We start from the raw sequence: 22,034 nt of genomic DNA on the forward strand, positions 1-22,034 counted from the left end.
ACTCAGAGTCCGTGAAGGTTCCCCTCACGGACCTTCGCTGACCAGCCTCGCCGATCGACCCGCAGGGGGAGCGATGACCACCGAACAATCCCGGCGCGACGAGTTGCTGGAGCGCTACCTGGCCGCGGCCCCGGCTCCGGCTCGTCCGGCGGCGGCGATGCGGGCCGATCGCAGCAGCCCGCTGCCGCTTTCCCCGGCGCAGCAACGGGTCTGGGTGCTGGACCGGCTCCGGCCCGGCGGCACCGAGTATGTGGTGACCGCAGCGTGGCGGCTGCGCGGCCCGCTCGACGTGCCGCGGTTGCGGGCGTGCTGGCTGACGATCGTGGAGCGGCACGAAATCCTGCGCACCACCTACGTCGAGCGGGACGGCGTGCCGGAACAGCTCGTCGGGGAACCCGGGGTTGATCTGACTGTCCAGGACGTCGTCGCGGAGGACGTCGAGGCGGTCATCCGGGACGCAGCGTCGGTTCCGTTCGATCTGGCGCGGGACCGGCCGTTGCGGGTGCGGGTGTTGCGGCAGTCCGCGGATGAGCACGTTCTGCTGCTCGTCGTGCACCACATCGCGTACGACGGGTGGTCGACGTCGGTCGTCGCGCGGGAACTCGCGGCGCTGTACGGCGGGGAGAATTTGTCGGAGCTGCCGGTCCAGTATGCCGATTTTGCTTCCTGGCAACGGAAGCACGCGGCAGGCGAGCGGGTGACAGAGCAGGTCGAGTTCTGGAGTCGCCGCCTCGACGGGGTTGTGCCGCTGACCCTGCCGACGGACCGCCCGCGCCCGCCGGTGCATGATCCGAGCGGGGACATCCTGCGGTTCACTGTGGACGCCGAACTGGGGACGGCGGTCGCCGGGCTCGGCCGGGCGCATCGGGCGACCACTTTTATGGTTCTGCTGGCTGCCTATCAGATTCTGCTGAGCCGGTATTCAGGGCAGGCGGATATTGCGGTCGGTACCCCGATCGCTGGGCGAACGCGTGCTGAAGCGCAGGAGCTGATCGGGCTTTTCCTGAACACTCTCGTCTTGCGGTCCGATGTGGACGGTTCGTTGTCGTTCAGGGAGTTCCTCGACGGCGTCCGGCAGGATACCCTTGCCGCATACTCTAACCAGGACGCGCCATTTGAGCGGCTGGCCGACGAGTTGGCACCGGAACGCGACCTGTCACGCAATCCGCTTTTCCAGGCGATGCTTGTGCTGCAGAACACTGCGGACGCCGGGTTTGCGACAGCCGGATTGCGCGGCGAGCAGATTCACTCTCCTTGGCGCAGCGCGAAGTTCGACCTCACGCTGGAGCTGACCGAGCAGCCGGACGGCAGCCTGGACGGCGTCCTGGAGTATCCCGTCGCCCTGTTCGATCGGGCCACTGTCGCGCGGATCGGCGGGCATTTCACGGAGTTGCTGCGCGGGATTGTCGCGAATCCTGGTGCGCGGCTTTCGGATCTGCCTTGGCTGAGTGCTGCTGAAAGTGCTGAGCTGGCGCGGTGGAACGAGACTGACGTTCCCTTCGAGGCCGGGACGTTGCTGTCGCTCATCGCCGAAGGTGTTGCTTCCGGTGGAATCGCGGTCGTTGCCGACGGCCGCGAAGTGTCCTATGTGGAACTGGACGAGCTGTCGAACCAAGCGGCGCATTGGCTTCGTGCGCGCGGGGTAGGTTCGGAGTCGGTGGTCGGGGTTCGGCTGGAGCGCGGCTTGGAGATGGTCGTCGCGCTGGTCGGGATCCTCAAGGCGGGGGCGGCGTATTTGCCGTTGGATCCGGATTACCCCGAGGACCGGCTTCGGTTCATGGTCGAGGATTCTGGTGCCGAGGTGGTGATTGAGCCGGGCGACCTCACTGCTCTCGATAAGCCACGGCAGCCGGTGAATGTCTTAGTACGGCCCGAGAATGCGGCGTACGTGATTTACACGTCCGGGTCGACTGGCAAGCCGAAGGGCGTGGTGATCGAGCATCGCGGGATCGTGAACCGGCTGCGGTGGATGCAGGACGAATACGGTCTCACTCCTGAGGACCGGGTGCTGCAGAAGACGCCGTTCGGCTTCGATGTTTCGGTCTGGGAATTCTTTTGGACCCTCTCCGCCGGCGCGACGCTCGTCATGGCCCGGCCGGGCGGGCACCGCGATCCGGCCTATCTCGCCGAGGTCATGGCCGAAGGGATCACCACGGCGCATTTCGTGCCGTCGATGCTGCGGGCGTTCCTGTCCGGGCCGGTGCCGTCGCTGCGCCGGGTGCTGTGCAGCGGCGAGGCACTGCCGGACGAGCTGGCGGAACGATTCCACCGGCTGATCGGCTCGGAGCTGCACAATCTCTACGGGCCGACGGAGGCGTCCGTGGACGTCACGGCGACCCGATGCCTGCCGGGCGAGACCGTGACGATCGGCCGCGCGATCGCGAATACCCGGGTGTTCGTGGTGGATGCCGAGCTGCGCGAGGTGCCGGTGGGCGTGCCCGGCGAGCTGGTCATCGCCGGCGTGCAGCTGGCCCGCGGCTACCTGAACCGGCCGTCGCTGACCGCCGGGAGTTTTGTCCCGGACCCGTTCGCGCGGCAGCCCGGCCAACGGCTGTACCGCACCGGGGACCTCGCCCGGCGGCTGCCCGACGGCCGGATCGAATACCGGGGGCGGCTGGATCACCAGGTCAAGCTTCACGGCAACCGGATCGAACTCGGCGAGGTCGAGGCGACCCTGCTGACCCACCCCGACCTGCGCGCGGCCGCGGCCTCGGTGCGCGACGACCGGCTGGTCGGCTACTTCGTGCCCGAACCCGGCCGCACCCCGGATCCTGCCGAGTTGCGCGCCCATCTGGCTCGCACGCTGCCGGAACCGATGCTGCCGTCGGCGTGGGTCACGCTCGAGGCGCTGCCGCTGACCGCCAGCGGCAAGATCGATCGCAACGCTTTGCCCGCGCCGGAGGGCGGACAGACGGCACGCTACGTCGCGCCGCGCACTCCCGCTGAGGCCGCCGTGGCCCGCGCGTTCGCGGCTGCGACTGGCGTCGACCGAGTCGGTGTGGAGGACAGCTTTTTCGCGCTGGGCGGGGATTCTCTGCGGGCCATCCGGGCTGTCGGACTGCTGAACGCGGAGGGGATCGAGGCGAGCGTCGCGGATCTCTTCCGCCGGCAGCGAGTGGCCGACTTCGCCGCTGGGCTCGGCGGTCTAGCGGCGACTTTCGAGGCGGTTTCGCCCTTCGCGCAGCTGGATGCTGATCAGCGGCATACATTGCCAGACGACGTAACCGACGCTTATCCGTTGTCGCTTTCGCAGGCGGGCATGGTGCACGAGATGCTCGCCGGCGCCGACCGCGGGCTCTACCTGAACCACCTCGGCTATCCGGTGCACGAGGAATTCCGGCTGGACGACTTGCAGCAGGCGGCAAACCGGCTGGTCGCGCGGCACGAGATCCTGCGTACTTCCATCGACTTCGCCGCGGTTCCGCCGTTGCAGCGGGTGCACGAGACCGCCGTCCTGGAGGTAACCTGCGACGACCTGCGTGCGTTGTCCGCCGACGAGCAGGCCGCGCGCGTGCGGCAGTACCCGGCGGAGGATCGGGCTCGGGGCTTCGACTTGCTCCGTCCTTCGCTGCTGCGCCTGCACGTCCACTGGCTCGCCGATCGCGAGTGGCGGCTGTCGTTCAGCTACGTGCACGCGATTCTCGATGGCTGGAGCCAGAACTCGCTCGTCGCCGAGCTGATCTCGGACTACCGGGCGGGTGCTGCGGGGCCGGCCGGACCGCCGCCGGTTCGATTCGCGGACACGGTGGCCCGAGAGCGGGAGTCGCTGGAGTCCACTGTGGACCGCGAGTTCTGGGCAGGCCGGGCGGGTGCGGCCGAGCGCTTCACCGTGCCGACCGGCTGGGCAGGCGAGGACGACGGGGTGTATCGGACGGTGCGGGTGCCGTTCGACGACCTGACGGCCCGGCTCCGCGCGGTCGCTTCGTCGGCGGGGGTCCCGCTGAAGAGCCTGTTGCTGGCCGCGCATCTCACCGCACTGCGTACGATCGGTGGTCACGATCGGCCGTTTCATACCGGCGTGGTGACCAACAGCAGGCTTGAACGCGCCGGCGGCGACCAGGTGCGCGGGATGTTCTTGAACACCGTGCCGTTCGTGGCTCCTCCGGACGCGCGGGACTGGCCGGAGCTGGCTCGCGCGGTTTTCGCGGAGGAGACCGCGATGTGGCCGCATCGGCATTTCCCGCTGCCCGCGATGCAGGCCGCCTGGGGCGGGCAGGCTCCGCTCGTCGACGTTTTCTTCAATCACACGGATATGCACGTGCTCGCGGAGGCGCTGGTCGACCTGGCTGAGGTTGCGGACAGCACGCCGAACGAGTTCGGGCTTTCTGTCTCGACTGTGCCCGGTGCTTTCGTACTGGAGGCTTTCACCCATCGGGTTGCCTTGGCGCACTTGGAGTTTCTCGCGCGGTTGTATCGACACGTGCTGGAACGGATCGTCGCCGAGCCGGCTTCCCGTCCGCGGCGGTGCGGCCTGCCCGCCGCGGATCGGGCTCTGCTGCTGCGGAATCCCGCGCGGACCGAGTCCGCTGGGCGGATGCTGCCGGAACTGTTCGCGACCACCGCGGCGGCGCACCCGGACGCGCCGGCCGTGCTGTGCGGCGAGGTGACGCTCACTTATCGGGAATTGTCGGTGCGGGTCGTTAGGCTGGCACGGTATCTGAAGGAACACGGGGTGCGGCGCGGGGCACTGGTGGGCGTCCTGCTCGACCGCGGGCCGGGGTTGCTGGTCGCGCTGCTGGCGGTGCATCGGGCCGGGGCCGCGTACGTGCCGATCGATCCGCGCTATCCGGCCAAGCGGGTCGGTTACGTGCTGGCTGATTCTGGTGTGGAGGTGGTGCTGAGCGAGGAGCCGCTGGCGGGACTGCTGGAGGGGACGGGCTGTTCGGCGCTGCTGCTGGATCGCGACGCCGCGGTGGTTGGGGTGCGGTCGGGGGTGCCGTTGGGTCGTGATGCTGGGGTGATTGAGGCGTGCTCGGCGGGGCCGCTGGACCGCGATGCTGGGGCGGCTGAGGTGCGTTCGGGGGTGCCCTCGGGCCGTGGCTCTGCGGTGATTGAGGCATGCCCGGCGGGGCCGCCGGACCGCGACGCTGGGGTGGGTGAGGTGTGCTCGGGGCCCCCGTCGGACCGTGGCTCTGGGGCGGTTGAGGTGCGCTCGGGGGTGCCGTCGGGCCGCGGCTCCGGGGCGATTGAGGCGTGCCCGGCGGGGCTGTCAGATCGCGCGTCCGGGGCGGTTGAGTCCCGCGCCGCGGTGCGGCGGGATCCGGATGTCGCGGCTGCCGAGGGCCGTTCGGCGCTGTCGTTCGATCGGGATGCTGCGGCGGTGGAGGCCCGCCCAGATGCGCCGGCGGAGCGCGATGCGGCGGTGAATGCGTCCGGTCCGGTGGTGCAGCCAGGCCGGGATGCTGCGGCTGCCGAGGGCCGCTGGCCAGTGTCGTTGGATCAGGATGCCGGGGCGATTGAGGGCGGCTCGGCAGTGCCGCCGGGTAGCAACGCCACAGCCGTCGAGGGCGGTCCAGCGGATGTCCCGGTGCCCAGGCTGGACGGGGATGAACTCGCCTACGTCATCTACACCTCCGGCTCCACCGGTCAGCCCAAGGGCGTCCAGATCGGCCACGGCGCGCTGGCGAATTTCCTCCTCTCCATGCGCGACCGGCCTGGTCTCGCGCCGGGCTCCGCGGTGCTTGCGTTGACGACGGTGTCGTTCGACATCTCCGCGCTGGAACTGTATTTGCCGCTGCTGGTCGGCGGTCAGGTGATCCTCGCGACCGCTGAGGAGTGCATCGACCCGCAACGTCAGGCCGCGTTGATCGAGCGGACTTCGCCGTCGGTTGTGCAGGCGACGCCGTCGGGCTTGCGGCTCCTGGTCGATTCGGGCTGGACGCCGCCCGCGGAACTCACCGTCTTCGCCGGCGGCGAGAAACTCCCTGGCGACCTGGCCCGGCGGCTCACCGCGGGCGGGGCGCGGCTGTGGGATCTCTACGGTCCGACTGAAACGACGATCTGGTCCACCGTCGCCGAACTCGGCGGGGATGCCGTCGTCGGCTGGGAACCGGTCGCCAACACCGACATCTACCTGCTCGGCGATGATCTTGAGCCGGTTCCGCTCGGCGTGGTCGGCGAGGTGTGGATCGGCGGCGACGGCCTCGCGCGCGGCTACGCTGGCCGTCCGGGACTGACCGCGGAGCGGTTCGCGCCCGATCCGCACGGACTCGAGCCCGGCGGGCGGCTCTACCGCACCGGCGACCTGGCCCGGCGGCGTCCGGACGGCTCGGTGGAGATCCTCGGCCGGGCCGACGACCAGGTGAAGGTCCGCGGGCACCGGGTCGAACCGGGCGAGGTCGAGGCTGTGCTGCGGGCCGATCCGCGCATCCGGGACGCGGCGGTGCAGCCCACTCCCACTCCCGACGGTGGCCTCGAGTTGACTGCCTACGTGGTTGCCGAGACGGAACTGTCCATTGCGGACGTCCGAAAAGTAGTGTCCGGAACTCTGCCGGACTACCTGGTGCCCAGCGATTTCGTTCTGCTGCCCGAACTGCCGCGGACGCCGGCCGGGAAACTCGACCGGGCCGCGTTGCCCGCGCCGGAGCCGGTGACGCGGGAACGTCCGTATGTCGCACCGCGCGGGTCGGTGGAGGAGCTGGTCGCGGGCGTGTGGGCGGAGGTGCTCGGCGCCGAGCGGATCGGGGCGCGGGACGATTTCTTCGACCTCGGCGGGCATTCCGTCGCCGCCACGCGAATCTCGGTCCGGCTGCGCGCCGCCTTGGCTGCCGACGTTCCGGTGCGGGCGCTGTTCGACCATCCGACCGTCGAGGCCCTCGCCACCGCGGTCGCCGGGTACCCGCGGCTCGCGGCGGAACCGGCCGCCCGCGCGACGATCCGGCCGCGCGCGGTGGTCCAGCCGGTGAGTGAGGACGGATGAGTGAGGCGTTGGCGGTCGTCGCGGGGTATGTGCGGTTGGTGGTGCGGCTGCGTGCGGTGGTCCGGTTGGTGGGTGGCGACGGATGAGCGAGGCGTTGCTGGAACTGATGGCCGAGAGCATCGCCACCGGCGGATGTCTGCGGCTCGTGATGGAACCGGCTGCCCGGACGATGATCCGGCCGATGAGCGAGGACGCATGAGCGAGACGTTGCTGGACCTGGTAGCCGAAGGAGTGACCGCCGGTGGGGTGGCGGTGGTCGCGGACGGCCGCGAAGTGTCCTACGCCGAGCTGGACGCCCTGGCGAACCAGGCGGCGCATCGGCTCAGGGCGTTGGGGGTCGGGCCGGAGTCGGTGGTCGGGGTTCGGCTGGAGCGCGGTTTGGAGATGGTGGTCGCGCTGCTCGGGGTTCTCAAGGCGGGGGCGGCTTACCTGCCGCTGGATCCGGATTATCCCGAGGACCGGCTGCGGTTCATGGTCGAGGATTCGGGCGCCGGAGTCGTGATCGGGCCGGGTGACGTGACGGGTCTCGATGAGCCCGCGGAGCCGGTGAATGCCTTAGTGCGGCCGGAGAACGCGGCGTACGTGATCTACACCTCGGGCTCGACCGGGCGGCCCAAGGGCGTCGTGATCGAGCATCGCGGGATCGTCAACCGGCTGCGGTGGATGCAGGGCGAGTACGGTCTGACGCCGCAAGACCGAGTATTGCAGAAGACGCCGTTCGGGTTCGACGTGTCGGTGTGGGAGTTTTTCTGGACGCTTTCCGCCGGCGCGACGCTCGTGATGGCCCGGCCGGGCGGGCATCGCGATCCGGAGTATCTCGCGGAAACCCTGGTGGCGGAAAGGATTACGACGGTCCATTTCGTGCCGTCGATGCTGCGGGCGTTCCTGGCCGGCCTCGTGCCGTCGTTGCCGGTGCGGCGGGTCTTGTGCAGCGGCGAGGCATTGCCGGACGAGCTGGCGGAACGGTTCCATCGGGTGGTCGGCGCCGAGCTGCACAATCTGTACGGGCCGACGGAGGCGTCGGTGGATGTCACGGCGACCCGGTGCCTGCCGGGGGAGGCCGTCACGATCGGGTACCCGATTGCCAACACCGATATTCACCTCATCGACGAAGAGCTGACTATTGCCGGGGTGCAGGTGGCGCGGGGCTATCTGAATCGTCCGGCGTTGACGGCCGAGAAATTCGTGCCCAATCCATTCGCGCGGAAGCCCGGTGAAAGGCTGTATCGCACCGGCGATCGTGCCCGGCGGCGCGAGGACGGCGCGTTCGAGTACCTGGGGCGGTTCGACCATCAGGTCAAAATCCACGGCAACCGGATCGAGCTCGGCGAGGTCGAGGCCGCGCTGCATGAACACCCGATGATTGCCGCGGCGGCTGCTGCGGTGCACAGAGATCGGCTCGTCGCTTACTGTGTTTACCGCGACGGGGCCACGCTTTCGACGTCTGAGTTGCGGGCGCATCTGGCTCGCACTTTGCCGGAGTCGATGCTTCCGTCGGCGTGGATCTCGTTGGCCGCGTTGCCGCTTACGTCGAGTGGCAAGATTGATCGCAAAGCCTTGCCGGTGCCCGATAGTGCCCGTCCCGCGTTGGCCGTGGAATACGTCGAACCTCGGAACGCCGCCGAAAAGGCGATAGCCGAGATTTGGGCAGAAGCGCTCGGGATCAGTCCAGTCGGCGTCCGCGACCCGTTTCTCGAACTCGGCGGTCGTTCGCTGGCCGCTACCCGGATTTGCTCACGGGTTTCGCGCGACACTGGCCGACGGTTATCCGTCGCGGATCTGTTTGCCGCGCCGACAGTCGCCGAGTTGGCCGAGTTGGTCGCTTCGGCCCCTATATTGAACGTCCATAGTGCACAGACGGCGATTTCTCCGGCGCAGCACCGGATGTGGTTTCTTGACCAGCTGTCGGGGCCGTCCTCGACGTACACGATGTACGAGGCCTATCGGTGTACCGGCGACCTGGACGTCGAGAAGTTGCGGCGTGCGTTGGCGGAGGTCGTGCAGCGGCACGAGGCCTTGCGCACGACGTTCCGCAGCCGTCGCGGAGAACCGGAACGCCACGTCTCCGCCGAATCCGAGGTCTCGCTGACGGTGGTCGACGGGTCGGCGGAGGAGATCGTCGACGCCGAGATCGCGCGGCCGTTCGATCTGGCTCGCGGGCCGTTGCTGCGGTGCACGATGATCCGCGGCGAGCCGGGCCGGTTCACGCTGCTAGCGGTGATCCATCACATCATCGCCGACGACACCTCGATGGAGATCTTCTGGCGCGACCTCGCCGAATGCTACGCCGGGCGGGCGGCTGCGTTGCCGGAAGCGGTCGCGTTCTGCCCCGCGCCGGATCAATCGGGGCTCGAGTACTGGAAGTCGGCTTTGGCGGGCGCGCCGCGGGCGATCGAGCTTCCGGACAGCCTTCCGCGGCCGGCTCGTCAGGCGCAGGTGGAAGGTGCGGTCGAGTTCTCGTTGCCGCAGCACGTTGTCGCGGCGCTCGACGCGGTCGCCACCAGGGCGGGTGCGACGGGGTTCATGGCTTTGCTGGCCGCGTTCGTCCTTGAGTTGCGCCGGGCTACCGGCCGGGACGATCTCGTCGTCGGGACCTTCGCCGGCAACCGGCCGTCGGTCGAGGCCGAGGACCTGATCGGGCTGTTCGTGAATACGCTCGCGCTGCGCGTGCGGGTCCCCGGCGATCCGGCGTACCGGGAGGTGCTCGACGCGGTGCGGGAGGTGGTGCTCGGCGGGTTCCGGCATCAGGACGTCCCGTTCGACCAGGTCGTGACGGCGCTGCGGCCGCCGCGCGATTTGAGCCGGAATCCGGTGGCGCAGGTGGCGTTCCAGTCGCTCGGGCCGCTCGCGGACCGGGTCCGGCTCGAGGGCGTCCGCGCCGAGCCGTGGCGGGTCGGGCAGGGCGGGAATCCCTTTGACGTGCTGGTGACGGTTCGCGAGCATCCCGGCGGAACGGCCGGGACGCTGCATTACGACCGGGCGTTGTTCACCGAAACCGCGGCGAAGACGATGGCTGACCGGTTCGTGCGGGTCGTGCACGCGGTGGCGGCCGCGCCGGCGACGCGCGGTTCGGAGCCGCCGGGGTGAGCGGATCTCCTAGACTGGCCGGGTGGACGGGGACGCGGCGTACCGGCCGCAGCTCGGCGAGCGCGAGCTGCGGGTGCTCCGGCTTGTCGCCGACGGGTACAGCAACAGCGAGATCGCGGCTGAACTCGGCTGGTCGGAGCATACGGTGAAGAACGCGTTGTACGACCTGATGGCGACGCTGGGGGTGCGCAACCGCGCGCACGCGGCGGCTTACGCGGTACGGAACGGCTTGATCTAGGGCGGGTCTTGGCGCTCCTGTCGAAGGTCCGTGAAGGGAACCCTGAGGGAATCAGAGTCCCTCAGGGTTCCCCTCACGGACGCTAGATAAGCCCCTGGCGAAGCGCGAAAGCAACCGCATGCGCGCGATTCCGCAGCCGCAACCGGTGGGTGATGTCGTGCACGATCGTCGTCACCGTCCGGGCCGAATAGGCCAGCGCGGAGGCGATCTCGGCGGTCTCGTGACCGTCGGCGACCATGCGCAGGACGTCGCGTTCCCGGGCGTCGAGCGTCGGCGCCTCGGGGATCGTGTTCTGGCGCGACTCGAAAAGGTCGCTCAGCAAGTCCGGCGGCATGGTGCCGTGGCCGGTCGCGGCCGCGCGCACGGCGGAGACCAACGTCTGCTCGCACGCTTGTTCCCGCCGCAGCACCCCGCAGGCTCCCGCCTCGATCGCGCGCGCGGCTCGGGTCGCGTCGACCCTGCCGGTCACCAAGAGCACGGTCGCGTTGCGCTCCTTGGCGGCCCGGATCGCTTCAAGCGCCGCGTCATCGACCTCGTCGACAGCCAGCACGGCGACGCCGCCGTCGTGATCGCCGGTGAACTCGGCGCAGCCGTAGAGGGCGCTTTCCAGTCCGGCGCGCAGGAACGGGTCGGCGGCGAGCACCCGCACCGGGACGGTCCGTTCGAGGGTGGTCATTTTCCCTTCTCCTCTCGGCTTGCCGCCACCGCGGCGGGTTCGGGCTCGGGTTCTTCGAGCAGGTCCGGCAGTTCTTCGACGCGGCGCAGCGACGGGCGGGCGGCCAACGCGCCCAGGACGACCAGCAGCAGCCCGGCGAGCAGGAACATCAGGGCCATGCCGCGGCCGGGACCGGTGCCGATCAGCTGGCCGACGGAACCGGCCAGCGCGCCGTCCGGGCGCATGAGCGGCTCGAACACGCCGTCGGCGAGCGGGCCGGCGACGAGGTACGCGACCGGGCTCGCGGCCTGCGACACCGCCCGCGAGGTCGCCATGACCTTGCCGAGGTTGGCGGGATCGACCTTGCTCTGCAGCACGGTCTGCGCGGTGCCGGTGATCACCGGCAGGGTGAACAGGAAGAACGGCCCGATCGCGATGACCAGCGCCAGCGACGGGGCCAGCGAATGAATCGCGAGCGCGATCCCGCCGAAAGCCATGAACGCGGCGATCCCGCGCATCCGCTTCTTCGGGCCGCCCCAGACGCCCATCACCAGGCTCCCGGCGAACAGCCCGCAGCCGCCCGCGAACACCTGGAAACCGAGACCGGCGGGGCTGGCGAACGAAAGCACCAGCGGACGGACGAGCGTTCCGGCGACGCCGAAACAGAAGTAGAACCCGGCGAGGACGCCGAGCAGTCCGGTCAACCCGGGACGGCGGCGCAGTTCCGCCCAGCCTGCCGGGACTTGCCGCCAGATCGACGGTCCGCCCGGCTCGGGCGCGGCGGTGCGCACGGCGGCGTGGGGGAGCGGAACCAGCAGTACGACCAGCAGCGACGCGGCGAAGGTGACGAGGTCGATCAGGACGACTCCGCGCAGGCCGGCGAGCGCGAGCAGCGTCCCGGCGACGACCGGTGCGGCGACCTGCGCGCTGAACACCACCTGTGACAGGCCGTTCGCCCGGCTGAGGTGCTGTTTCGGCACCAGCAGGGGGATCATCGCGCTGAAGGTGACTTGCTGCAGGGTTCCGCACATCGCGGTCAGGGCGGTGACGACGTAGACGTGCCAGGTCTGCAGTTGGTCGGCGTTGATCAGCAGTGCCAGCGCGCCGACGGAGCCGAGCGCGACGCAGTCGGCGGCGACGAGGATCCGGCGGCGGTGCAGCCGGTCGGCGAGCGCGCCCGCGAACGGCGCGATCAGCAGGGCGGGGATCGCGCCGGAGAGCATGATCAGCGCGAACTGGGTGGCCGAGCCGGAACGCTCGTAGGTCCAGACGCCGAGCACGAACCCGGTCAGCGCGGAGCCGATGATCGAGACCAGCTGTGCCGACCAGAGGAGGACGAACCCCCGCGTTCCCATCGTGGTCAACGGTGCTCCTTCCGGGTAGCCGCGCGGCCGGGTGCGCGGGTGCGGTGGTCCGAGGCGGCGGTCAACGGGGCTCGCTCCCCGCGGTCGCCGGTGCGGGCAGGTGTCCAATGTGGACGTAGTGGGCGAGATACCGCTGCAGCAAAGCGCGATCCGCTGGCGGGCAGACAAGCCCGCCGGCCGCGACGACGACCTCCGTGTGCGAACAGTCGAACACCGTCCGCCGGGGCGGCGACGTGCGTTCGATCATCGCCGTGATCGCGCTCAGCGCCGGGTCGGCCGTGTCCGCGGCCGCCGCGGTCAACGCCGCGTGCCAGTCCGAGAACGGCACCGCTTCGATGGGATAGCCGAACGAGCGCATCCCGGCGACCACTTCGCCGAAGCGGATCGTGCGCTGGTTGTGGAAGTGGAAATCGCAGCCGTATCCGGTGCGCCGGCGCGAGAGGTGGCCGATGGCGGCGGCGACGTGGTCGACCGGAGCCATGTCCTCTTCGATGTCGAAGTCCTCCGCCGGCGCGGTCTCCAGCAATGCCAGGCAGCGCAGCAGGTTGGCGAACCGGTCGCCGAGCGGGCCGATGCCGGTCCGGCTGTGGCCGGTCACCCGAGCCGGGCGGTGGACGGTCACCGGCAGGCCGCGTTCGCGCGCAGCCCGCGCCAGCCGGTCGGCGGCCCATTTGCTTTGTTCGTAGCCGCGGTTCAGTCCCGTGGGATCGTCGGGCGGGAGGTCTTCGGTGATGACGGCGTCGCGGTCCAGCGGATAGACGCCCAGCGACGACACCAGGTGCACGGGGGTTCCGCCGCTTCGGCAGGCCAGCCGGAGCAGTTCGACGGCGCCGAGGACGTTGCCGGGCCGCAGTTGGGCGTACGGGCGCAGGAAGTTCGCTTCGCCGCCGCAGTGGAAGATGACATCGAGGTCCGCGGCGACCGCGTCGAGCTCAGCGGCGGAAAGGCCGAGGTGCGGGGAGGCGAGGTCTCCGGGGACTGCGATGATCCGGGGGCGGAAGCGGTCGTCCCACAAGAGGTGGTCACGGAGCACTTGCTCGATCCGCGCGGCGCCCTCGGCGGCATCGGCGGCTCGGATCAGGCAGCGCACCACGACGTCGCTGTGCCGCAGCAGATCGGCGAGCAGGTGCGGGCCCAGGAATCCGGACGCCCCGGTCAGCAGGGCGATCCGCGGCGCCATCGCGCGCTGGATCGCGGCCTCGGCTTGTGCGGGGGTGCAGCGCGGGTCGATGTCAGCGGGCAGCACGGCGTCGGCCAGGACTTCGGCGAGGCGGTCGTCTTCGCGGTCGCCAGGGGAGCTGACGGCGTCGGCGAAGGCGGCGAGGGTGCTGGCTTCGAAGAGAGTGCGCACGGGGACCTCGACGTCCAGCTCCGCGCGGACCTTCGCGATCAGCGTCCCGGCCAGCAGGGAATGCCCGCCGCGCAGGAAAAAGTCGTCGTCACGGCCGATGCGGTCCACGTCCAGTACCGCGGCCCAGATCGCGGCCAGCCGTTGTTCGAGTTCGCCTTCGGGTTCGGTGAACCCAGTCGTCGTCTCCGCCGGCTCGGGGAGAGCGCGGTGGTCGACCTTGCCGTGGGTGTTCAGCGGCAGCTCCGGGAGCACCGCGAAGGCGTCCGGGACCAGGTAACCGGGCAGGGCGGCGCGCAGGGCCGAGCGGACCGACAGCGGGTCGAGGCTGTCGTCGCCGACGAGGTAGGCGACCAACCGGTCCGCGCGGGCGGTGGCCAGGACGTCCTGGACGCCGGGGTGGCGTCGGCAGGCCGCTTCGACCTCGGCCGGTTCGATGCGGTGGCCGCGGACCTTCAGCTGCCGGTCGACGCGGCCGAGGAATTCCAGCCGTCCTTCGGCGTCGAGGCGCGCGAGGTCGCCGGTGCGGTACATCCGCGCGCCGGGCACAGGGGAGAACGGGTCTGGCACGAACTTCTCCGCGGTCGCGCCCGGCCGGTTTCGGTAGCCGCGCGCCGGGGCCTCGCCGCCTAGGCAGAGTTCGCCAGGGGCACCGGGCAGTACCGGCCGCAGCAGGTCGTCGACGACGTAGGCGCGGGCATGGGGGAGCGGGGTGCCGATCGGCAGCTGTACCCGGCCGTTGAGTTCGGTGGCGTCGAGAGTGCGATAGCTGGTCGTGCAGACGGTCGCTTCGGTGGGGCCGTAGTGGTTGTGGAGTTCGACGCGGCCGCCGGTGAGTGCGGCCCAGGCCTGCACGGCGGTCGTCGGGACGGCTTCGCCGCCGACCATCATCGTCCGCAGTGGACAGTCGAACGGGGTGCTTTCCGTTGCCAGTTCGGCAACCCACTTCTGCCAGAGCGCGGACGAGGTGTCGGCCATGGTGAGCCCGCGGTCGCGGCAGAGCTGGACGAAGCCGGGACCGGTGAGCGACGCCGCGTCGCGCCAGGGCAGGAGGGCCGCGCCGGAGATCAATGCGGGGAAGATGTCTCCGACCGCGGCGTCGAAGGTCAGCGGCGGGATCATCAGCACCCGCTCGCCGGGGCCGAATCCGTGCAGCCGGCGGAAGGAATCGGCCAGTTCGGCGAGTGCGCCGTGGCGGACGGCGACCGGTTTCGCGGCGCCCGTGGAGCCGGAGGTGTAGATGACGTACGCCAGGTCGTCCGGTCCGAGGTCGGCCTCCGGCGGGACCGCGGCACCGGGGAGATCGTCGGTGTGCAGCACCGGGCCGTCGAACGGGAAGGTGTGTCCGCGGCTGGTGATCAGTGCGGCGGGCGCGGCGTCGGACAGCAGTTCGGCCAGTCGCGCGGGCGGGTGCCCGGGATCGAGCGGCAAGTAGGCGGCACCGGCCAGGAGCACGCCGAGCAGGCCGGTGATGGCGTCCGGGCTCGCGGGCAGGCCGAGGGCGACGACGTCGCCGCGCCGGACTCCGGAGGCGTGCAAAGCCCCGGCGAGTCCGCGTGCGCGAGAGACGAGTTCGGCGTAGGTGAGGCCGTCTTCGACGGCGATGGCGTCGGGAGTCCGCGCGGCTTGGCGGGTGATGAGCGTGGTGACCAGGGTTCCGTCGGAGACCGCCGGCGGGGCTGGGTGGCCGCCGTTGCGCAGCCGGACGCGGTCCGCGGCGGGCAGTGCGTCCACTGTGGACACCGGAGCGTCCGGGGCGGCGAGCATGGCCCGCAGCAGGTGTTCGTACTGGTCGGCGAACCGGGCGACCGTGCTGGCGTCGAACAGGTCGGTCGCGTAGTCGAACTGTCCTTCGATCCCGTCCGGAGTGGTGGCCAGTGCCAGGGTCAGGTCGAAGCGCGCGGTGGTGACCGGGAGGTCAAGCCAGTCCGCGCGGACGCCGGGCAGTTCGAGTCCGGCTCCGGCGGCGTTGAGCACGAACATCACCTGGAACACCGGGTTGTGGCTGAGGTCGCGGGCCGGCCGCAGGTCTTGCGCCACCCGTTCCCACGGATAGCTCTGGTGCTCCAGCGCGCCCACGCAGGCTTCCTGCACCTGTGCGAGCACTTCGGCGACGGTCGGGTCCCCGGTCAGCCGGGTCCGGACGGCGACGGTGTTGGCGAACATCCCGACGCAGTGTTCGATCCCCGGCACGGTTTCGTCGCGCATCGGCATGCCGACCACCACGTCGTCCTGACCGGCATGGCGAGCCAGCAGCAGCACGTACGCGGTCAGCAGCACGGTGTTGGCGGTGACGCCGTGGCGATGGCAGAAGGCGGTGAGGTCGGCCGCGGACAGCTGGAAGGAATGACCGTTGCCGCGGAAGGATTCGGCGGGCGGACGCGGGCGGTCGGTCGGCAATTCCAGCAGTGCCGGGGCGTCGTGGAGTTGCTCGCGCCAGTACCGCGCGCCTGCTTCCAGCGGCTTTGCCGCGTGCCAAGCCGCGTAGTCGCCGTAGCGCACCGGTGGTTCGGGCAGCGCGGGCGCGTTCGCCGGGTAGAGCGCGGACAGTTCGCGCAGCAGGATTCCGACGGACGCGGCGTCGGCGACGACGTGGTGCAGCGTCAGCACGAACAGGTGCACGTCGTCGGCGAGAGCGACGACCAGGCCGCGCACTAATGGAGGCCTGGTCAGGTCGAACGGGCGGGCTCGTTCCGCGGCGAGGACCGAATCGGCGGACTCCGGCGTGCCGCGAAGGTCCGCATAGGACAGTTCGGGCGCGGTTCCGGGCAGCGCGAGAATGTGCACCGGCTCGCCGTCGGATTCCGCGAAACCGGACCGCAGCGCCTCGTGCCGGTCAACGACCGCGGCCAGTGCGCGGCGCAGCGCCTCGACATCGAGTGCGCCGGTAAGCCGCCAGGACTGGGAGATCGTGTACACGCCGTCGCGCGCGCCGAGCCGGTCCAGGAACCACAACTGCCGTTGCGCGGGCAGCAGCGGGACGGGGGCGTCGCCGGTCCGGCGGGGGATCGAGCCGGGTGCGGCGCCAAGGCCGTCGCGCGCGGCCAGCAGCCGGAAGAGCTGCTCTCGCTCGTGCTGTGTCATCGATGCGCTCCTGGAGGGGAATCGGCTTGGAGCAGGGCGAGAACCTCGTCGTCGGGCAGCGCGGCGATCCGCTCCCGCAGGAGCGCGATCTCGTCGGTGACCCCGGGTTCGGCTTCGGCGGCCCGCAGTGCCGCGGCGAAGGCGGCGATCGTGCGCGCGGCGAACAGCGTCCGCAGCCCGACCTCGGACTGGAAGTGCTCGCGCACCTTGGCCAGCAGCCGCGCCGCGAGCAGCGAATGGCCGCCGAGGCGGAAGAAGTCGTCGTGCACGCCGATTTCCTCGACGGCCAGCACCTCCCGCCACAGCCCGGCCAGTCCCCGTTCGACGGCGTCGCGCGGGGCGACCCGGTCCGTTTCGCGGGACTCCCAGACGGGTTCCGGCAGCGCGGTGCGGTCGGTCTTGCCGTTCTTGGTCAGCGGCAGCGCGGGCAGGAAGACGGCGGTCTGCGGGACCAGGTACGCGGGCAGCTGTCCCGAAAGCCGCTCCCGCAGCGAGGCCCATTCGGCGTCTTCGGGGTCTTCGGCGACGACATAGGCGACCAGCCGCACGTCGTCCGGTCCGGCCGGGCGGGCCAGCACGACCGCGTCCGAGACGCGCGGATCGGCGCGCAGCCGGGCTTCGATCTCGCCGAGTTCGATGCGCAGGCCGCGGATCTTCACCTGATGGTCGGTCCGGCCGAGGAACTCCAGCGTCCCGTCGCCGCGTCGGCGCGCGAGGTCGCCGGTGGCGTAAAGGCGGCTTCCGTCGGCGGCGAACGGGTCCGGCACGAACCGTTCGGCGGTCAGACCGGGACGGCTGCGGTAACCACGGCTGATTCCCGCGCCGCCGACGTAGATCTCGCCGGCGACGCCGGGCGGGACCGGGTTCAGCCCGGCGTCGAGGACGTGCAGCCGGGTGTTCGGCAGCGACGGACCCAGCGGCACCACCGGACCGCCCGGGCCGACCGCGCCCGCGGAGACGATCATCGTGACTTCCGTGGGGCCGTAAAGGTTCCAGACCCGGCCGTCGGACAGCGCGTCGACGAGTTCGCGGTCGAGCGCTTCGCCGCCGCACAGGCGTTCACGCACGTTCGCGGGCACGCCGCCGGAGGCCAGCAGCATCCGCCAGCGCGTGGGCGTGGCCTGCAGGATCGTCGCGCCGCAGTCCGCGAGCCGCCGCGACAGCGCGACCGGCTCGGCGGAGTCCTCGGTGCTGATCACCGCGACCGAGCCGCCGCGGATCAGCGGGATCAGCAGTTCCCGCACCGACATGTCGAACGCCAGCGTGGTGACCGACGCCCAGACGTCGGTCTCGGTGACCCCGAGCCGGTCGGCGAAGCCGGTGAGCAGGTTGACCACGCCTCGATGCGGCACCGCGACGCCCTTGGGCCGTCCGGTCGAGCCGGAGGTGTAGATGAGGTACGCGAGATCGGCCGGGTCGGGGGCCCCGTCCGGCGTGGTGTCCGGCTCGGCGTAGTCCAGGTCGACGTCCAGCACGGTCTCGAACCGGGGCAGCCGACCGGCGTTCTCGCGGTCGACGACGGCGATCCGGACGGCTGCCTCGTCGATGACGTAGGCGTGCCGTTCCAGCGGCCATTCCGGGTCGAGCGGGACGTACGCGCCGCCGGCTTTCCAGATCGCCAGCAGCGCCACCACCATCTCAGCCGAGCGGCGGACGCAGAGCGCGACCGGGATGTCCGGGCCGACGCCGCGGCGGCGCAGGGCGTGCGCGAGCCGGTTCGCCCGGGTGTCCAGTTCGCGGTAGGTGAGCGAACCGGCGATCGCGGTCGCTGAGCCGCGGTCGCGGACGTGCGGCGCGATCAGGTCCAGCGCGGTGGCGGCGGCGGGGAGAGCGGTGTCGAGCGGTTCCCAGCGTTGCGCGGCTTCCACCAGGGGGACCGCGCCGATCCGCTGCGCGGGATCCGCGGTGACCGAGGTGAGGAACGCGCACAGGTGCTCGGCGAAGCGGACGACGGTGGCTTTGTCGAACAGATCGGTGCGGTATTCGAGGTATCCGTGCAGGCAGTCACCTTCGTCGCGGACGCCGAGCATCAGGTCCAGCTTCGCGGTGGCGGTGTGCGGGCCGGCGAAGTCGGTGACAGTCAGGCCGGACAGCTGCGGCAGCGCGCCGTTGCCGTGGCCGTTGAAGCCGACCTGGTAGATCGGCGAATGTCCGAGGCTGCGTTCCGGGCGGACCGCCTCGACCACGCGCTCGAACGGGATTTCCGCCCCGCCGAGAGCGTCGACCAGCGCGTCGCAGACGTCGAGGAGCAGATCGGAGAAGGTCGGCTCGTCAGCGGTCGAGATCCGGACTGGGACGGTGTTGACGAAGAAGCCGATCAGGTGCTCGGTATCGACCTGCGAACGTTGCCCGACGACGGTGCCGACAACGACGTCGTCCTGACCGCTGTACCAGGCGAGCAGCGCGTGGTAAGCGGCCAGCACGGTCATGAAAACCGTTGCGCCGGAAGCAATCGCGAGCTTACGGACGGCCTCGGTGAGTTCGGCCGGGAACGGGAACTCGTGGATGCCGCCCGCGTAAGACGCGGTGGCGGGCCGGGGACGGTCGGTCGGCAGGGTGATCAGCTCCGGCGCGCCGCGCAGCCGCTCCGCCCATTCCCCCAGCAGCTCGACGCCTTCCGGGCCGTCGAGGTGGTCTCGTTGCCACCGCACGAAATCCGCGTACTGCATCGGGAGCGGCGGCAGGGCCGGTTCGGCGCCGGACAGCTCGGCTCGGTAGCTCTCGGCCAGTTCGTCCAACAGCAACGAGACCGACCAGCCGTCGGCGATCGCGTGGTGCAGCGTCACGACCAGAACGTGCTGGTCCTCGGCCTGGCGCAGGAGCAGCACCCGGGCGAGCGGCCCGGCGGTCAGGTCGAACGGGGTGCGGATCTCCGCCGAAGCCGCTGCCTGCGCGGCCGAGTCGTCGCTGACCGCGCGGACAGTGAAGGAGAAGCCGTTCTCGGTGACGACTTGCGCCGGAACGCCGTCCCGCTCGCGGAAAACGGTCCGCAGCGCCGCGTGGCGGGCCGAGATTCTCGCGAAGGCGCGACGCAGGGCTTCGACGTCGAGCGGTCCGGACAACCGCAGCGCGGTGGGCACGTGATAGACGGGCGAACCGGGGTCGAGCCGGTCGAGGAACCACAGCCGCTCCTGGCCGGGCGAGCACGGGAAGACGTTCACGACGCCCCGATTCCGGCCTGGTCAGTCTCGGTCTCGTCCAGCTCGCGGGCGAGCCGGTCGTGCTCCACCAGTTCCCGCAGCTGGACCGGAACCTGGTCGCCGAACAGCCGCAGGTACGCGCGCGCCTGGTCGGGATCGGAACGCAGGAACGGGTAGTCGGTCGGCACCATGTGCCGCACCGCCAGCATCGCGACCGGGCTGCGCAGCGGACGGAACGCGGGGTTCCACAGCCCGCCCTTGTCCGGCGGGCCGTTGTGGAACTCGCCGATCATCAGGCCCTCGGAGACGTACTCCGACTTCAGCGCGTGCTGCACGGTGTCGACCACGCCGGAGCGGTCGTCCGGCGGCGCGTCCGGGAACAGCAGCAGGATGGCGGTCAGCTGCGCGCTCGGGTGCCCGCGCGGCGCGAGGTCGAGGAACCAGTCCCGGTAGCAGCGCAGGGTTTCGGTCAGCCGCGGGCCGGCGGCCGGGACGCCCGGTTCGACGGCGAGGTAGAACCGGCCGCGCTCCAGCGACGGCTGCGCGAACGGGCAGACGTTGCCGCCGCGCCCGAGGTCGGGATGCGGGCCGGACAGGTAGCCGCGGCCCCAGTCGAAGATCGCCCGCAGGTGGACCTCGAACCGCAGCAGGCGTTCGGGAAGGGCGAGCGGGTCGAGGTCGTGCCGCTCCACCAGGACGCGGCCGGGGTCGGTCGGATGGGTGAGCATCAGCTTCGGTCTCCAGGCGAGTGCGGTCCGGCGGTCCGGCGGCGGGCGAGCGCGCCGCCGGTGAGGGCGAAGGCGAGCGCGGTGGCTCCGCCGCCCCAGGCCAGCGCGGCGTGCTGGCGCCGGGCGCGGCGCAAGGCGTCCGCGTACGGGATCGTGGTGTGCGAAACCATGGTGTAGAGCGGCATCCAGCGCTTCGGGAAGGCGCGGCTGAGCACCAGGTCCGCCTTCTTGCGGGCCAGGAACAGCGGCGAGGCCACCCGGGTGCGCAGTTCGTCGAAGTTCTGCTCGGACAGGTCCGCGAGGACGTCGGTGTGCGGCTTGCGCCGCTGTTCGAAGGTGCGGAGCGCTTCGGCCCAGTCGTCGTTGGCGAGGCAGTCGCGCAGCACCGCGCAGTCCTCCAGCGCCGAGTTCATGCCCTGGCCGTAGAAGGGGTACACCGCGTGCGCGGCGTCGCCGATCAGCACCACGCGGCCTTCGTGCTGCCACGGTGAACTCCGGACGGTCACGAGATGTCCGGTCGGGTGCGAGAGGAACTGCTCGACGATGTCCGGCACCAGCTCCAGCACGTCCGGGAACCGCGTGTCGAACAGTGCGCGCACCGAGTCTTCGGTGGTGAGCGTGGCGAGGCTGCGCTCGCCCGAGAGCGGCAGGAAGACGGTCGCGGTGAGCGAGCCGTTGATGTTGGGGTGCGCGACGATCAGGCCGTCGTCGCCCGGCCAGACGTGCAGCGCGTCCGGGCTGCTGCGCACCTCGCCGGACGGGCCGGCGGCGATCGCGAACTCCTTGTAGCCCCAGGGCAGGACCCGCTGCCGGAAGTCGGCGGGCAGGCCGCGCAGCAGCCGGGTGCGCACGGCCGAGAACGCGCCGTCCGCGCCGACGACGAGATCGGCGGAAGCATGGTATAGACCACTTTCGCCGGTGAAGGTGCAGACCGGTTTCGCGGTGGCGGACCCGCGGTCGAGGTCGGTGAGCGTGACGCCGAAGCGGGCGCTGACGTTCGGGTGCTCCAGGGCTTTGCCGAGCAGGATCCGGTTGAGGTCGTCGCGCAGCACGGAGCGCAGGATCTGGTCCTCGTGGCAGCCGTAGGGCTGGAAATCCAGCTCGCCGTCGCGCTGGTGGATGACCCGGCCGCGCATCGGGGCCGCCGCGGCGAGCACCGGGCCGAGCAGGCCGACCTGGTCCAGCGCCCGGATTCCGCGCTGGGAAAGGCCGAGGTTGATCGACCGCCCGCCGCCCGCGCCGGCGCCGCGCGGGTCCGGCCTGCGTTCGTGGATCTCCACGCGGTGCCCGAGCTGGGCGAAGTGGATCGCGGCGAGCGAGCCGGCCAGTCCCGCGCCGGCCACCAGAACCTGTTTGCCGTTCATTCCGGCCGCCGTCCCGCCGCGTGAGGGCAATTGTGCCGCCGCCGTTCGGCGTGCTTTTCCGTTGAGCGGTTATCGGCGGCCGGACGCGCAATTCGGCCGATCGGAGC

Annotated in this window: 9 protein-coding genes; 3 read left to right on the plus strand and 6 right to left on the minus strand. The window is 70.8% G+C overall.

The genetic code is table 11. The features are described 5' to 3' along the window. The first annotated feature begins 73 nt into the window (after positions 1-73). From ABD156_RS15175 to ABD156_RS15185, 3 genes are all read left to right on the plus strand, one after another. Positions 74-6,919, plus strand: coding sequence for an amino acid adenylation domain-containing protein (locus ABD156_RS15175; protein ID WP_344272639.1), 6,846 nt, complete (start codon positions 74-76; stop codon positions 6,917-6,919). Positions 6,920-7,114: 195 nt separating this feature from the next. Beyond that, on the plus strand, positions 7,115-10,006 hold the full coding sequence (locus ABD156_RS15180; RefSeq protein WP_344272642.1) for an amino acid adenylation domain-containing protein: 2,892 nt from the start codon (positions 7,115-7,117) through the stop codon (positions 10,004-10,006). Between the two features lie 22 nt (positions 10,007-10,028). Then, complete coding sequence (locus ABD156_RS15185) at positions 10,029-10,244, plus strand: response regulator transcription factor (protein WP_344272644.1); 216 nt, start codon at positions 10,029-10,031, stop codon at positions 10,242-10,244. 82 nt (positions 10,245-10,326) lie between these two features. On the opposite strand, the gene ABD156_RS15190 is transcribed toward ABD156_RS15185, so the two are convergent. The 6 genes from ABD156_RS15190 to ABD156_RS15215 all read right to left on the minus strand — a co-directional run bounded on the left by ABD156_RS15190 (position 10,327) and on the right by ABD156_RS15215 (position 21,927). Continuing rightward, a complete protein-coding gene (locus ABD156_RS15190; protein WP_344272647.1) occupies positions 10,327-10,920 on the minus strand; it encodes a response regulator transcription factor in 594 nt (197 codons plus the stop codon). Next, entirely contained in the window at positions 10,917-12,254 is a 1,338-nt protein-coding gene (locus ABD156_RS15195) for an MFS transporter (RefSeq protein ID WP_344274456.1), read from the minus strand. The genes ABD156_RS15190 and ABD156_RS15195 overlap by 4 nt, the downstream gene beginning before the upstream one ends. 70 nt (positions 12,255-12,324) lie before the next feature. Further along, positions 12,325-16,695, minus strand: coding sequence for a non-ribosomal peptide synthetase (locus ABD156_RS15200; protein ID WP_344272650.1), 4,371 nt, complete (start codon positions 16,693-16,695; stop codon positions 12,325-12,327). Beyond that, a complete protein-coding gene (locus tag ABD156_RS15205; RefSeq protein WP_344272652.1) occupies positions 16,692-19,856 on the minus strand; it encodes an amino acid adenylation domain-containing protein in 3,165 nt (1,054 codons plus the stop codon). Before ABD156_RS15205 ends, ABD156_RS15200 begins: the two co-directional genes overlap by 4 nt. Continuing rightward, entirely contained in the window at positions 19,853-20,563 is a 711-nt protein-coding gene (locus ABD156_RS15210) for a DUF6875 domain-containing protein (protein WP_344272655.1), read from the minus strand. Before ABD156_RS15210 ends, ABD156_RS15205 begins: the two co-directional genes overlap by 4 nt. Continuing rightward, a complete protein-coding gene (locus ABD156_RS15215; RefSeq protein WP_344272658.1) occupies positions 20,563-21,927 on the minus strand; it encodes an FAD-dependent oxidoreductase in 1,365 nt (454 codons plus the stop codon). Before ABD156_RS15215 ends, ABD156_RS15210 begins: the two co-directional genes overlap by 1 nt. Between the last annotated feature and the right edge of the window lie 107 nt (positions 21,928-22,034).

This window comes from Amycolatopsis albidoflavus (assembly GCF_039525725.1).
Lineage (GTDB): Bacteria > Actinomycetota > Actinomycetes > Mycobacteriales > Pseudonocardiaceae > Amycolatopsis > Amycolatopsis albidoflava.

Coding starts and splice junctions, on each gene's coding strand:
- ABD156_RS15200 (WP_344272650.1), bottom strand. CDS start 16,695: ATGACACAGCACGAGCGAGAGCAGCTCTTCCGGCTGCTGGCCGCGCGC.
- ABD156_RS15195 (WP_344274456.1), bottom strand. CDS start 12,254: ATGGGAACGCGGGGGTTCGTCCTCCTCTGGTCGGCACAGCTGGTCTCG.
- ABD156_RS15215 (WP_344272658.1), bottom strand. CDS start 21,927: ATGAACGGCAAACAGGTTCTGGTGGCCGGCGCGGGACTGGCCGGCTCG.
- ABD156_RS15175 (WP_344272639.1), top strand. CDS start 74: ATGACCACCGAACAATCCCGGCGCGACGAGTTGCTGGAGCGCTACCTG.
- ABD156_RS15190 (WP_344272647.1), bottom strand. CDS start 10,920: ATGACCACCCTCGAACGGACCGTCCCGGTGCGGGTGCTCGCCGCCGAC.
- ABD156_RS15210 (WP_344272655.1), bottom strand. CDS start 20,563: ATGCTCACCCATCCGACCGACCCCGGCCGCGTCCTGGTGGAGCGGCAC.
- ABD156_RS15180 (WP_344272642.1), top strand. CDS start 7,115: ATGAGCGAGACGTTGCTGGACCTGGTAGCCGAAGGAGTGACCGCCGGT.